This is a genomic window from Shewanella sp. NKUCC05_KAH (assembly GCF_019345585.1).
GTDB classification, from domain to species: domain Bacteria; phylum Pseudomonadota; class Gammaproteobacteria; order Enterobacterales; family Shewanellaceae; genus Shewanella; species Shewanella oncorhynchi.
This window is the reverse complement of record NZ_JAHKQZ010000015.1, coordinates 88,082-100,881: the sequence shown is the minus strand read 5'-3', so window position 1 is coordinate 100,881 and position 12,800 is coordinate 88,082. Positions and strand designations below refer to the sequence as shown.

The 12,800-nt window shown below is 45.8% G+C and carries 10 protein-coding genes; 4 read left to right on the top strand and 6 right to left on the bottom strand.

Annotated elements, in window-relative coordinates:
• Positions 1-53: 53 nt before the first annotated feature.
• The 4 genes from ptsP to KO533_RS14435 all read right to left on the bottom strand — a co-directional run bounded on the left by ptsP (position 54) and on the right by KO533_RS14435 (position 4,463).
• On the bottom strand, positions 54-1,757 hold the full coding sequence (gene ptsP / locus KO533_RS14450) for a phosphoenolpyruvate--protein phosphotransferase (protein ID WP_219254810.1): 1,704 nt from the start codon (positions 1,755-1,757) through the stop codon (positions 54-56).
• A 178-nt stretch (positions 1,758-1,935) separates the two neighbouring features.
• A complete protein-coding gene (locus KO533_RS14445) occupies positions 1,936-2,193 on the bottom strand; it encodes an HPr family phosphocarrier protein (RefSeq protein ID WP_028760055.1) in 258 nt (85 codons plus the stop codon).
• 28 nt (positions 2,194-2,221) lie between these two features.
• Complete coding sequence (locus KO533_RS14440; protein ID WP_028760054.1) at positions 2,222-2,617, bottom strand: ACT domain-containing protein; 396 nt, start codon at positions 2,615-2,617, stop codon at positions 2,222-2,224.
• A 208-nt stretch (positions 2,618-2,825) separates the two neighbouring features.
• Positions 2,826-4,463 (bottom strand): methyl-accepting chemotaxis protein, encoded by a 1,638-nt coding sequence (locus tag KO533_RS14435; RefSeq protein WP_028760053.1) that lies wholly within the window; start codon positions 4,461-4,463, stop codon positions 2,826-2,828.
• 357 nt (positions 4,464-4,820) lie between these two features.
• Between KO533_RS14435 and KO533_RS14430 the strand changes: the two genes are divergently transcribed.
• Positions 4,821-5,549: a DUF3334 family protein gene (locus KO533_RS14430; RefSeq protein ID WP_028760052.1), complete on the top strand. Its 729-nt coding sequence runs from the start codon at positions 4,821-4,823 to the stop codon at positions 5,547-5,549.
• 104 nt (positions 5,550-5,653) lie between these two features.
• Complete coding sequence (locus tag KO533_RS14425) at positions 5,654-6,700, top strand: LacI family DNA-binding transcriptional regulator (RefSeq protein ID WP_113939612.1); 1,047 nt, start codon at positions 5,654-5,656, stop codon at positions 6,698-6,700.
• Positions 6,701-6,826: 126 nt separating this feature from the next.
• Here KO533_RS14425 and KO533_RS14420 read toward each other — a convergent pair whose 3' ends face one another.
• Complete coding sequence (locus tag KO533_RS14420; protein ID WP_219254808.1) at positions 6,827-7,453, bottom strand: 3'-5' exonuclease; 627 nt, start codon at positions 7,451-7,453, stop codon at positions 6,827-6,829.
• A 219-nt stretch (positions 7,454-7,672) separates the two neighbouring features.
• Here KO533_RS14420 and KO533_RS14415 point away from each other — a divergent pair, with 219 nt between their 5' ends.
• On the top strand, positions 7,673-8,830 hold the full coding sequence (locus KO533_RS14415) for a cupin domain-containing protein (protein ID WP_219254807.1): 1,158 nt from the start codon (positions 7,673-7,675) through the stop codon (positions 8,828-8,830).
• A 266-nt stretch (positions 8,831-9,096) separates the two neighbouring features.
• On the opposite strand, the gene fadE is transcribed toward KO533_RS14415, so the two are convergent.
• Positions 9,097-11,544 (bottom strand): acyl-CoA dehydrogenase FadE, encoded by a 2,448-nt coding sequence (gene fadE, locus KO533_RS14410; RefSeq protein WP_028760048.1) that lies wholly within the window; start codon positions 11,542-11,544, stop codon positions 9,097-9,099.
• A gap of 243 nt (positions 11,545-11,787) precedes the next feature.
• On the opposite strand from fadE, the gene KO533_RS14405 reads away from it, so the two are divergent.
• Positions 11,788-12,567, top strand: a complete 780-nt coding sequence (locus KO533_RS14405) for a class II glutamine amidotransferase (RefSeq protein WP_212600585.1) — start codon at positions 11,788-11,790, stop codon at positions 12,565-12,567.
• Positions 12,568-12,800 lie beyond the last annotated feature (233 nt).

Sequence of the window (12,800 nt, the reverse complement as noted above, 5' to 3'; positions counted from 1 at the left end):
CTTGTTTTTGTCATTGTTTTTGTTCTGTAATGCAGCATAACGAATAAATGTCTCTATTTATAGCTTGTTATACACTGCTGTAAGCTTGCAATTCTATCTTGTTGTAATGCCGTGTGAGCTAATGCCGAAAATTGTGTGATGCTGCCTTGGCAAATGGCCGCTTTCACTTCTAATAGTGAGCTTAAGTTAACACTGAGTTCGTCCAACCCCATGCCGATTAACAGTGGCGCAATTTGCGGTGAACTGGCGAGTTCACCGCACAGAGAAACTTTAACATTAGCGGCCTTAGCTTGGGTTATTGTCATGTTAATTAAGGCTAAAATGGCAGGCGAAAGGGATGGATAGTCACGGGTAAGCTGCGGGTTTGTCCTATCGGCTGCCATTGCATATTGGGTTAAATCGTTGGTGCCAATGCTGACAAAATCAAGTCTTGGCAGCATAGCGTTGAGGTTGAATACCGCAGCAGGGGTTTCGACAACGATACCGTAGCTAAGTTCGCCATAGCCTTTCTCTTCTTCTTCCAAGGCATCTTGGCACTGGGCAATGAGTGCAAACACCTCGTCCAATTCTTCGACTTGATTGACCATAGGGAACATCAAACGGATCGGGCCATGGTTAGCGGCACGCAGAATGGCCCTCAATTGGGTTTTAAATAATTCTGGGTGCGCCAATGTGTAGCGAATGCCGCGAAGACCCAAGGCGGGATTATCTTCAATTTCTTGGCATAAACAGGGTAGTTCTTTGTCTGCACCGATATCTAAGGTACGTATGGTAAAGGTTTTACCGCCTAGGGCGTGCAATGCATCGCAATATAAGCTGTATTGGGCTTTTTCATCGGGCAGGGTGGCGACGTTCATCAACATAAATTCGGTGCGAAACAAACCTATTCCATCGGCGCCGACATCGCTGACATGGGTGATGTCGTTGAGATTACCCACGTTTGCCATGAGTCCCACGGTATGACCGTCTTGGGTTTGCGCTGGGACATCCTTGTAAGTTTGAAGTGCTGCGCGCCTTGCTTGTTCATGGTGAAAGGTGACTGTGAGTCTTGCCTGTTGGTCTGGATTGGGATTGACACAAAGTTCACCCGCGAGTGCATCGAGCACTAAGGGCGTACCGTTAGGAATAGAGTCTGCGTCGAACTGACAACTTAAGATGGCAGGAATGCCGGCTGCTCTGGCTAAAATGGCTGTATGGCTCGTTAAACCGCCCGTTTTCAGTACAATACCGCAGAGGTTTTCCCGCGGCAGTAAGGCAAATTCGGCGGGGGTCAAATCCTGCGCTAATAAGATAGTGGGCCTATCGAGTTTTTCGAGTCCTTGAGCTAAATGGCCGTTTATTGCCGCGACGACTCTTTGGCCTAAACAGCGCACATCTAGGGCTCTATTGGCTAAATAGGGATCATCTAAGGATTGTAATTCATTGGCCTGATGGGCAAAAATACGTTCAACCGCCACACTTGCCGACAATTGTAAGGTGCGAATGGCATCGTTCACTTGCTCGATTAATTCATCGTCTTCTAATAACAATAAATCGGCTTCGATTAACTGATAATTTTCGGAGTCGCTGTCGAGTGCAGCTTGGCTGTGGGTCAGTTGTACCTGTAGTTCTTGCAAGGCTTTGGCAAATTTACCCTGTTGTTGAGGGATTTTAGACAGGGGAATAGGGCGATAATCGAGGTGGTGTTCGGTGTGGAGTAGGTGAAGTGCCTGTCCAAAGGCAATTCCCGATGACACTATAATCCCCGTTATTGACATATCCCTTCCTAAATTAACCACTGAACTGAGTGTCCGTTAGCGATAGCGAGTCTAGTTGAGTGACGCTAAGCTTGTAAAGCGTTTGTATGTAAAGCATTGGCATGTCAAGACGGTCGAGACGAGTTTTTTGCGTGTCGGTTAAACCTGCAGATAAACGCATTTTAGCGTAAGAAAAGGCCTAGCTTAGGGTTATGAGCAGCTCAGAGACTTTCTCAACCGCGGCCTGTGCCTGTTCACCTTCGGCAAACACTCTTACCGTGACGCCAGAATATAACCCTAAGGTTTGTAGCTTAAACAGACTCTTAGCACTGGCTTGCTTACCATTACACTCGACCATGACATCACAGTCAAAGGTTTTGGCTTCTTTAACAAGTAAGGCTGCTGGACGGGTGTGAATGCCATGTTTGGCGGTAATGGTGACTGTTTTTTCGTACATAGTAGATGAGCTCATATTTAAAGGGGTATTACACTTCGTCTTTCGATTCTATGATGTGATAGCCCTGTTTTTTCAAGGCGGCGATCGCACTTTTGAGGCGATTATTTTTTACTAAAATGTAATCGGTATCAAAGGTCGAAATCGCAAAAATACTGATTTGTTCGTCCGCTAAGGTGCCAGACACTTTAGATAAAATGCCTGTCATCGAAAATCCCAGTGGCCCGAGTACTTCAAAGCAACACCAACCCGGTTCTTGCTCTAGGCTGTCGAGTTCCATTTCACTGGAAACGACTAAAGATAAACCTTCTTGGGTCTTACCAATGAAATACATGTCCTGTGCAAAAACCTCACTGGGCAATACGGCATTCGGGCTAAAGCTATGAATTGTGTACTGTTCAGGGTGAACGGCTAAGGTCATTCGCATGGCAGTGTCTCGGTTGGATTTTTAAGGCTAAAGCATACCGCATATCAAACGTTAGCGTGACAGAGAATTTGTGGTTAATGGGATTTTTTCGTTGAAATTCATTGTTGGTGAGATAGCGGTTCACAAGCGTTACCAGAAGGTTTACCCAAAGAAAAGGGCGCCCTATGGCGCCCCAATCGACAAGTCATGCCGTTCTCATACACTTTAGTTAGATTTTAAACTGGCCTAAGGTGCGGGACATGTCTTGGCTAATGTCTTGCAGTGACTGAGCTGCATGGCTATTACTTTCGTTAGCTTTTACTGAGACTTCGGTTAATTCCGAAATATTACAAATATTTCGATTAATTTCTTCGGTCACCAGTGATTGCTCTTCAGTGGCGCTGGCTAATTGTGTGTTCATGTCACTGATATGGGCAATCAATTGCAGAATCGCCGCCATGGCTTTACCCGCTTCGTGGGCTTGGGCCTGCAGCTCATCGGATTGCAGTTGAGTTTGATTGTTGCTCTTCATCACTGAGCCAACACCGGATTGGATCTCGCTAATGATTTTTTGGATCTCATTGGTCGAGTCTTGGGTGCGAGTAGCAAGGGCGCGGACTTCATCGGCAACCACGGCAAAACCACGGCCGTGGGTCCCTGCTCGAGCAGCTTCAATGGCGGCATTGAGGGCGAGCAAGTTGGTCTGCTCGGCAATGCTGCGGATCACATCGAGAATGCTACCGATTTGCTGTGAGGCGACGCCCAGCTTTTGGGTGATGACTTCAGAGGCTTTTAATTCTGCCACCAGTTTTTCTGTGTTGCTGACTGTGTTGTCGATCACGACTTGGCTTTGCTGCGCTTGTTCTTTTACGCTGTTCGCCGCATCGGCCGCTTGTTGGGTGTTGCTCGCCATTTCATGGGTAGTCGACAGCATTTGATTGACGGCTGTGGCGACGCTGCCTGTTTCTCTGTGGATATGTTCAGCACTCTGATTGGACTCTTCAACTGCAATCAAAAGCTGTTTTGCATCTTTATCTAATGCTTGGCCTAAAGGTTGTAAATGGCCGACCATGTCGCCAATTTTTTGGGCGAACATGTTGAAGGCGCGGGCGAGATGGGCAATCTCATCTTTACCTTGAGCATTAATGCGCTGACTTAAGTCGCCTTCGCCTTGGGCAATATCTTCAAGGGCATCAATAGCATCATTTAATGGTGAGGTGATGGAATGGTTAAGCACAAGGAAGAAGGCAAAAATCGGCACTGAAATCAAAAACATGATAATCAGATAGTCGATAATGACTGACTTTAAGCTTGCTTTGACATCGCTAAGATAGGCGCCTGTGATGACTGTCCAACCCCATTGTGGGTAGTAACGGGCTTCTGCGAGCTTATCTTCGATGGCACGTGTCATAGGATCGGCGATAGGGTATTCGAGGGTTGTTTTCGATTTAGCACGCGCTAATGGCAGCATAGTGGCTAAGGGATTTGTGCCATTAGGTAACTTGAAGGTTAATGCTGAGGTGCCAATAAGATTTGCGCTATCCCCGTGGGCGAGGATTTGATTATTATCATCAATAACAATGAAGTAGCCTGAACCTGAATAGCGAGTTTGATTGATTAAATCCGCGGCGATTTGTTTAGCTTCTGCTTCGCTAAACTTACCTTTGAGCGCATCCTGACGGTGCACATCTATCACACTTAACATGCTGGCGAGCTGACCGTCTATCTGCAACCATTTCTGCTCAATTAAATTGCTGTACTGCTCTTTAATTGAAAAACTGGCAAAACACACAGTTCCTATCGCGGCCATAAGGAGCATCATCATTAAGCGTTGCAAAATGGTAAACCGGCGCAAAAACGTGATCATTTGGATTCCTTAAGGACTTATTATTGTGCATCAATATACCTGCGAATCAATCTCAATTGAATCGTCTGTGACATAAATTAAGTAAAAGCCGTTATAAAATATGAGTTTCTTTGATCTAAAGCAGGGAATAGTGATAGGGAACTTTAATCTGTTGCATTATGGGGCATGTTCTTATTAAGTTATGCCGTTTTATAAGTCGTTTCATGTTGAAGGTTTTATCTGATCTATTAAATATCAATAAGTTAGCATTATGTTAATTTTGCCATCTTGCTATATTAGGCTAATCAATTGTTTTAATTTTGATTTTTTACGCTTTTACGCGCAAGATTAATTCATTATTCAGTTTGAGAATCGATTATGACCACAAATACTATCGTAACGTCGGATGATATTTTACTGAAGTTATGCCACTCAGTCGCCCACGTCCTTTCTAGCACCAGTGCCAGCAATGTTACCCATGCGGGTATGGTACAAAGTATTGCGCGTACTCGTCTTAAACCTGATCTCGGTTGTTTCTCGATTTTTGATGGTGGTTTTTCAGGCCTAGTGGTGATCAACTTTTCAGCCTCTGCAGCGATTGAAATCTACCGTCGCTACATGCTGAACATGGGCATGCCTGAGTCTGAGCTCGCGTTTTCACATACTTCAGATGAAGTGAGTAATGTGATGGGCGAACTGATGAACCAAATTCTAGGGGATTTTATTAATAAAATTTCTAAAGAATTGCAAACATCCATCAGCCAAAGCCAACCAAAAATGTTAACGATTAATAAAGAGTTAACTATATCAATCGACGCTAACTTAGACGATGCAGTTGCCCGTAGAGTGTCGTTTAGGACAGAGAATAACCATATTTTCTACCTCGAGTTTGCCATGGACAAAACCGAATTCATTCGCTTAGATGAATTTGTCTACGATGAAGAATTCGATCCCGATAGTCTGTTAGAGCAGCACAGTTCGATTGGGGGAAATAACGACTCAAATTCGAATGTTTCGCCTTGGGTTAAGATGGCCGATAAACCCGCCATTGCGACTCGTGCCATTGATAATGAAGCCGATGATTTGCTCGATCAGCTCGGCATTTAACCAGAGTCTCTAATGTAAGACGGATGTTAACGCATTCGTCTATACAAGTGGGTGGAACTGTTTTAGTATCGACGCAAAATAATAACTAAGGTTAAATCCTCTTTATGGCATCGAAAGCGACCTCGATTGATATTGCTTATCGTGCTGGCGTATCCCAGTCAACGGTTTCCCGTGCCCTTAGAAACAGCCCGTTAGTCAATTTAGAAACTCGCCAACGTATTCAAACCATTGCCAAAGAGCTGAATTATAAGGTCGATAAAAATGCCAGCAATCTTCGCACCCAAAATAGCCATACCTTAGCGCTGTTATTGTGTGAAGACCCCACCAACGATGACTCGTTAATCAATCCTTTTTTCCTGTCTATGCTTGGCTCCATTACTCGAGCAACGGCGCAGCAAGGTTATGATTTATTGGTTTCTTTTCAGCAATTGTCCAGCGACTGGCACGCCGATTATGAAGACAGTAATAAAGCTGACGGCATTATTCTGCTCGGTTACGGTGACTACATGGACTACGAGCAAAAGTTGGAGCGATTGCTCGCGCAGAATACTCATTTTGTGATCTGGGGTGCTGAGCATAACAATAAGTCAGTGCTATCGATTGGTTGTGATAATCATCAAGGCGGCTTGATTGCAACAGAGCACTTGATTTCCCTTGGTCGTAAAGCTTTTGCCTTTTTAGGCGATGCCTCAAGCCACAGCCCTGAGTTTAGGGACAGATATTTAGGCCATGTGAAGGCGCTGCAAATGGCGAATATTGCTGTCGATCGCACTAAGCAAGTGTCGGCAATTAGCACTGAAAGTGCTGGCTACGATGCGGCTATGGCATTGATGGCCAAAGGCGCACAGTTTGATGCTATTTTTGCGGCTAGCGATCTGATTGCCATTGGTGCTATTCGTGCGTTGAAAGAGAAGGGCATTTCAGTCCCAGAACAAGTTGCAGTGGTGGGATATGATGATATTCCGGTGGCGAGTTTTGCCAATCCGCCATTAACGACCATTAAGCAGAATACCCAATTAGCTGGTGAAATTTTAGTCGACAGTGTACTCAAACTTATCCGCGGACAAGAGGTGAGTGCGCAGCTTATTCCGACGACCTTAGTGGTTCGCAGTTCCTGCGGCATTGATAGCGCGCCGCTTAAGCCGTTATAGATGGGCCGTTATTGCTAGGAGCTTGCTGTTTTTTGCTGGCAAGTCGTTGAGCACTTAATTTGCTTATTGAAAAATCGCCGATAATCCTTGGATTTATCGGATTTATCGGATTTTTGCTTTTTGGGATCACTTAACCGCATATTGACGTAAAAACTTCGGCACATCTGCTTTGGTTTTCTTGGCGATTTTTTGCAGTAACTCGAAGGTGGGAGCATTGAGACCGAACTCTTGCTGAAGGTCTGCCAGCATTGCCAGCCACAAATGGCCAGTCATCTCAGCATCGGCTAAGGCGCGGTGAAAGGTGCCATCGCTTGGTAACTGTTTATAGCGCACTAAAGTACCTAACTGATGATTCGGTGCCGCTGGATATAACCGTCTCGCCACCAGCAAGGAACAGCCAAATTGTCCAAGATAACGATGGCGAATTTGAGCAAATTCCGCGTCTAAAAAGCGCTGATCAAATGCCGCATTGTGGGCGACTAAGTTATGATCGGCGATAAAGTCGGCAAAACGCGCCATCACTTCATTGCAGGGCGCTGCATCCCTGAGCATTTGATTGCTGATCCCTGTGTAGTCCTCAATAAAACGACTTATTCTAAATCCTGGGTTCATCAACTCTGAAAATCTTTGGGTGATCACGCCGTTTTCAATCAGCACAGCTCCGATTTCAATCGCGCGGTCCCCTTGATTAGGCGATAGCCCCGTGGTTTCAAAGTCGAGCACGACCAAAGTGTTAGCTGCAGATGTAGGCATAGATCTTACGTGGACTCTATAAATGATGTATCAGTATTGCCGTCTTTGACAGCGCAACGCTTTTAGATAAGCCGATTGTAATTCAATACGTTAGTAAATTCACTATCACATTAACGCTGATAAAAGACTTAATGCTTTGTTGATCCGGTCGAGCTTTCTTGGTTTCGCTTCCTGTTAGCATTTACCTCTATGAATAACAGTTTGGTTTGTGAGCGACCCATGCAACTCGATATTAATGGCTTAACACCCGCGCAATTTTTAGCAGAATATTGGCAGAAAAAACCTTTGGTTATCCGCCAAGGATTCAAACACTTTCAAGATTTAATCTCGCCCGAAGAGTTAGCTGGGTTAGCCATGGATGAGCTGGTGGAATCTCGGCGAGTGTACCAACAGGCAGGGCAATGGCAGGCTGAATTTGGCCCTTTTGATTCCTACGATCATCTCGGTGAACGGGATTGGACTTTGATCGTGCAAGCCTTGAACAACTGGGTGCCCGATGCAGAAGCCCTGATCCAATGTTTTGATTTTATTCCGCGCTGGCGTTTAGATGATGTGATGGTGAGTTTTGCCACTCCTGGCGGTGGTGTGGGGCCGCATATCGATCTGTATGATGTGTTTATTTGCCAAGGTTCGGGACGTCGCCGCTGGCGCGTAGGCGATCTGGGGCCGCACAAAGAGTTTGCCGCCCATCCCGCTTTGCTGCACACAGAAGCTTTTGAACCGATTATCGATACTGAGTTATTGCCCGGCGACATCCTTTATATTCCACCAGGATTCCCCCATGATGGCATAACCTTAGAACAGTCTTTAAGTTTTTCAGTAGGTTATCGTACAGCTTCCGCCAAAGATATGGTAAGTGCTTTGGCCGATCATCTGTCTGAGCAAGATTTAGGCACACAGCAGATTGAAGATCCAGACCGCGAGCTGACAACGCGCAGTGGTTGTGTTGATAATCGCGATTTAGCGAGGTTACGCACGCAACTGACTAATATGTTAACCGATGAACTGGTGAGCGAGTTTTCGGGCCGCTATTTAACTCAATCTAAATGCGCCCTCGATTTACCCGATGAGCCGTTGGACATCACGCAAGACGAAGTGCTCGCATGGCTCGATGAGCAGCCGCTTATTCGCCTCGGCGGACTGCGTTGTTTGTATTTTGATATCAATGTGGGACAAGGCGTTGTCTATATTAATGGTGATAAGTATCAGCTTTCAGCCGAATTGGCCGCGGTGATCCCACTACTATGTGATAGTAATCAGTTAGATAAAGCCGCCTTAGCCCCCTGGTTAGCCGATGCCGATTTGCTTACGCAGCTTACTGAGTGGGTGAACCTCGGTTACTGGTACTTTGAAGACCTGAGTGATGAAGAGTGTTAAGGCTGAATTAGATCTAAAGCCTTACAGGTTTAAAAACTGAACAGTTTTTAAAGTGGCATGTCAGCGACTTACTGACATGGTATTCTTTTATCAATGGATTGATAGTAATGTCATTTGCATAGTACTGTTCAGTCATACTGAGCAATGAAAGCATTGGTCAAAGTCGAGGTCGTAACTCAACCAAATTCACTTAGCACGCCCTGCCATCGGAATAAAAAAGGAGGCTAATTAGCCTCCTTTTTGTGGTTTAAATCTTACTGAGTGGATTACGCAGCACGTTCCTGTGAAGTGGTTGAAACCACTTCTGGACGCAGTTCTGCTGGGTCAAAGTCATCAACGTTGATTGATTTCATTCGACCAATTTCCGCTCTTTCCAGTAATTGCACTTCGGCATCGCTTAACACACCTAAGGCTTTACCTTCGGCGGCAACTTTATCTAACCACATAAATGGTAGACGTTTACCGCTCGCTTTACAGACTTTGTCATGCAGCGGTTCAGACGCGATGATGTCAAGTAGTGTTTGTTCTTGGATACCCACAGCATTGTGCTCAGAGTTAGTCCAGAACTGGCCTTTACCTAAACGGTTACGGCTTTCACACGGTGTTTGCATGATCTTCGCGACTTTATGATCTAACACATCGCTTGGGCGTTTCAGTGGACGACCGAATGGGAACATCACCACACGTAATGCGCCGCCAAGGCCCATAGGGAAGTTATCCAGTAAATCGTCTAAAGAAGCTTGCAGCTTGTACAGCGCATCTTCAACTGCCCATTGTACTAATGGCAAGTCGTCGGTTTGACGGCCTTCATCTTCATAGCGTTTCAGTGTGGCTGATGCCAGATACAGTTGGCTCAGTAAGTCACCTAAACGGGCAGAGATACGTTCTTTACGTTTAAGGTTGCCGCCCAAGGTTGCCATGGCTAAGTCAGAGAGCAAGGCAAGGTTGGCACTGAAACGGTTCATCTGTTGATAATAACGTTTGGTTTTATCTGAATAAGGCGCGTTAGAGAAACGGCTTGATGTCAGACCTAACCAGAAGCTACGGATAAAGTTACTGGTCGCAAAACCAATGTGACCAAAGATGGCCGCATCGAAGTTAGCTAAACCTTGACCCGATTCAGTATCAAACGCTGACTCCATTTCTGCGAGTACATACGGATGGCAACGAATTGCGCCTTGGCCGTAGATGATCATAGAACGGGTGAGAATGTTTGCACCTTCAACAGTAATTGCGATAGGCGCAGCTTGGTAGCCACGGCCTAAATAGTTATTGGGGCCAAGACACACGCCTTTACCGCCGTGAATATCCATGGCATCGATAACGCATTTCTGCATTCTATCGGTCAGGTGATATTTCACAATCGCAGAGATAACCGACGGTTTTTCACCTAGGTCGATACCTGTAGTGGTCAAAGTAGTGACCGCATCCATCAGATAAGCGTTACCGCCGATGCGTGCCATTGGCTCTTCGATACCTTCAAGCTTGCCGATAGGCAATTTGAACTGACGACGAATGCGAGCATAGGCCCCTGTTGCCAGCGCTGCGGTTTTCACGCCGCCCGCTGAGTTTGATGGCAGTGTGATACCACGGCCCACAGATAAACATTCCACCAGCATGCGCCAGCCTTGACCAGCCATTTTCGGGCCGCCAATGATGAAGCTTAATGGTACGAATACTTCGTTGCCGCGAGTCGGACCGTTTTGGAACATGCAGTTGAGCGGGAAGTGACGACGACCCGTTTCTACTCCTTCCACATCGGTAGGGATCAAAGCACAAGTAATGCCGAGTTCTTCTTTATCGCCAAGTAGATGCTCTGGATCGCGCAGTTTAAAGGCTAAGCCTAATACTGTCGCGACAGGCGCTAAGGTGATGTAACGCTTGTTCCAGGTCAGCTTCATCCCCAGAACTTCTTCACCTTCCCATTGGCCTTTACACACAATACCAAAGTCAGGAATCGAGCCTGCATCGCTACCGGCTTCTGGGCTGGTCAGAGCGAAACAAGGGACTTCTAAGCCTTTGGCTAAACGCGGTAAATAATGGTTTTGCTGCTCTGGCGTGCCGTAATGTTGCAGCAGCTCTCCAGGGCCTAAAGAGTTTGGTACGCCAACAGTTGAAGCCAACTCACTGCTTAACCCCGCCAGTTTTTGTAACACACGAGATTGAGCATAAGCTGAATATTCTAAACCGCCGTATTTTTTCTTAATGATCATGGCGAAGAAACCGTGATCTTTCAGATATTGCCATACGTCAGCAGGCAGATCGGCAAGTTGATGTGACACTTGGTGTTGATTCACCATGCGGCACACTTCTTCAACAGGGCCATCGAGGAAGGCCTGTTCGTCTGCACTTAAACGCGCAACTGGGTAGTTATGGAGTTTTTTCCAGTTCGGGTTACCCGCAAACAGATCGGCTTCCCACCAAGTGGTGCCGGCTTCAATCGCTTCTTTCTCTGTTGAAGACATTTCCGGCATGATGCCGCGATATACCTTCATCAGTGGACGACTGATCACATTTTGTCTAAATGCACTGATATTTAACGGCAGCGCGATCACGAGGAAAACGATCCAAGAGATAGGGCCGACAACATCGAGTGTCCATCCAGCTGTCATCACAACAGCGGCTGTAATAGTGGCAGTGAGCAAAGATACCCGAAGGTAAGCTAGGGCTCCTAGCACTAAGATCATGGCGATGATCCAAAGTAGGGTAGTCACTGTAATTCTCCTTAAATATGACCGAGTGCCAACCACAGGTCATAGAGTGTTTTATTGATTGCGATCACAATTATAGTTTGTGGTCAGACCTGTGTCGCATAAAAGTTAAACCTAAGAGAATTTTAATACAAGTATTTTTCAAACAATTGTTTAAATTATTTGTCAGCTTTGATCATTCCACAAATGTCATCAACTAGTTACAATGCCAATAAGTAGTTTTTTGATTGATGATAGGCGAGAAATATGTGCGAGTTACTGGCGATGAGCGCCAATGTGCCGACCGATATTGTGTTTAGTTTTACGGGATTAGCACAACGTGGTGGTGTAACCGGTCCCCACGTGGACGGCTGGGGTATTACGTTTTACGAGGGCAAAGGCAGCCGTACTTTTAAAGATGCTTGCCCGAGTAGCGAATCGCATATTGCAAAATTGATCAAATCCTACCCGATTAAAAGTGAAGTGGTGATAAGCCATATTCGGCAGGCTAATCGCGGCTGTGTGTCTTTAGAGAATACTCATCCTTTTACCCGCGAATTATGGGGACGTTATTGGACCTATGCCCATAATGGGCAATTGACGGACTATCTGCCCAAGTTTCATGTCTCGCGCTATCAACCCGTAGGCGATACCGATAGCGAACTTGCTTTCTGCTGGATTTTGGAACAAGTCGCCCAGAAGTTTGGCGGTACTAAACCTGAAGATATGTTGGCTGTGTTCCATTTTGTCGCGACGTTGGCCGAGCAAATCCGTGCCTTAGGTGTGTTCAACATGATATTGAGCGATGGCGAGCATTTAATGAGCTATTGCAGTAATAACTTATGTTACATCACTCGCCGCGCGCCGTTTGGTAAAGCGAAACTTATTGATACCGATGTGGTGATTGATTTTGATAAGGAAACTACCGCCCATGATGTGGTGACTGTGATTGCGACTCGCCCATTGACCGAGAATGAACAGTGGCGCGTTATGCAGCCGGGTAACTGGAAGCTGTTCAGATTGGGTGAGCTGTTAATCGATCTCTGATGTGATACCACTGAGCTAAATAATGAGGGCAAGCGGATTTACGGTTGACTTTGTTTTGTTCAGGTCACTTTATTAAAAAGTTCGAGTCAGTATCTAACATACCTTCTAGCAATCAGTGATGAACCATTAGCGATGAACATTAACTGAACTTAGAGGTAGGCCCTAAGTTCAGTTAGATATAGTTCAGTTAGATATAGTTCAGTTAAATATAGTTCGGTTAGATATTAGTTCGG

What these genes read in the sequence shown, in the direction of transcription:
- KO533_RS14405 (WP_212600585.1), top strand. Translation starts at nt 11,788, where the DNA reads ATGTGCGAGTTACTGGCGATGAGCGCCAATGTGCCGACCGATATTGTG.
- KO533_RS14420 (WP_219254808.1), bottom strand. Translation starts at nt 7,453, where the DNA reads ATGCCTACATCTGCAGCTAACACTTTGGTCGTGCTCGACTTTGAAACC.
- KO533_RS14440 (WP_028760054.1), bottom strand. Translation starts at nt 2,617, where the DNA reads ATGCGAATGACCTTAGCCGTTCACCCTGAACAGTACACAATTCATAGC.
- KO533_RS14425 (WP_113939612.1), top strand. Translation starts at nt 5,654, where the DNA reads ATGGCATCGAAAGCGACCTCGATTGATATTGCTTATCGTGCTGGCGTA.
- KO533_RS14415 (WP_219254807.1), top strand. Translation starts at nt 7,673, where the DNA reads ATGCAACTCGATATTAATGGCTTAACACCCGCGCAATTTTTAGCAGAA.
- KO533_RS14435 (WP_028760053.1), bottom strand. Translation starts at nt 4,463, where the DNA reads ATGATCACGTTTTTGCGCCGGTTTACCATTTTGCAACGCTTAATGATG.
- KO533_RS14445 (WP_028760055.1), bottom strand. Translation starts at nt 2,193, where the DNA reads ATGTACGAAAAAACAGTCACCATTACCGCCAAACATGGCATTCACACC.
- ptsP (WP_219254810.1), bottom strand. Translation starts at nt 1,757, where the DNA reads ATGTCAATAACGGGGATTATAGTGTCATCGGGAATTGCCTTTGGACAG.
- KO533_RS14430 (WP_028760052.1), top strand. Translation starts at nt 4,821, where the DNA reads ATGACCACAAATACTATCGTAACGTCGGATGATATTTTACTGAAGTTA.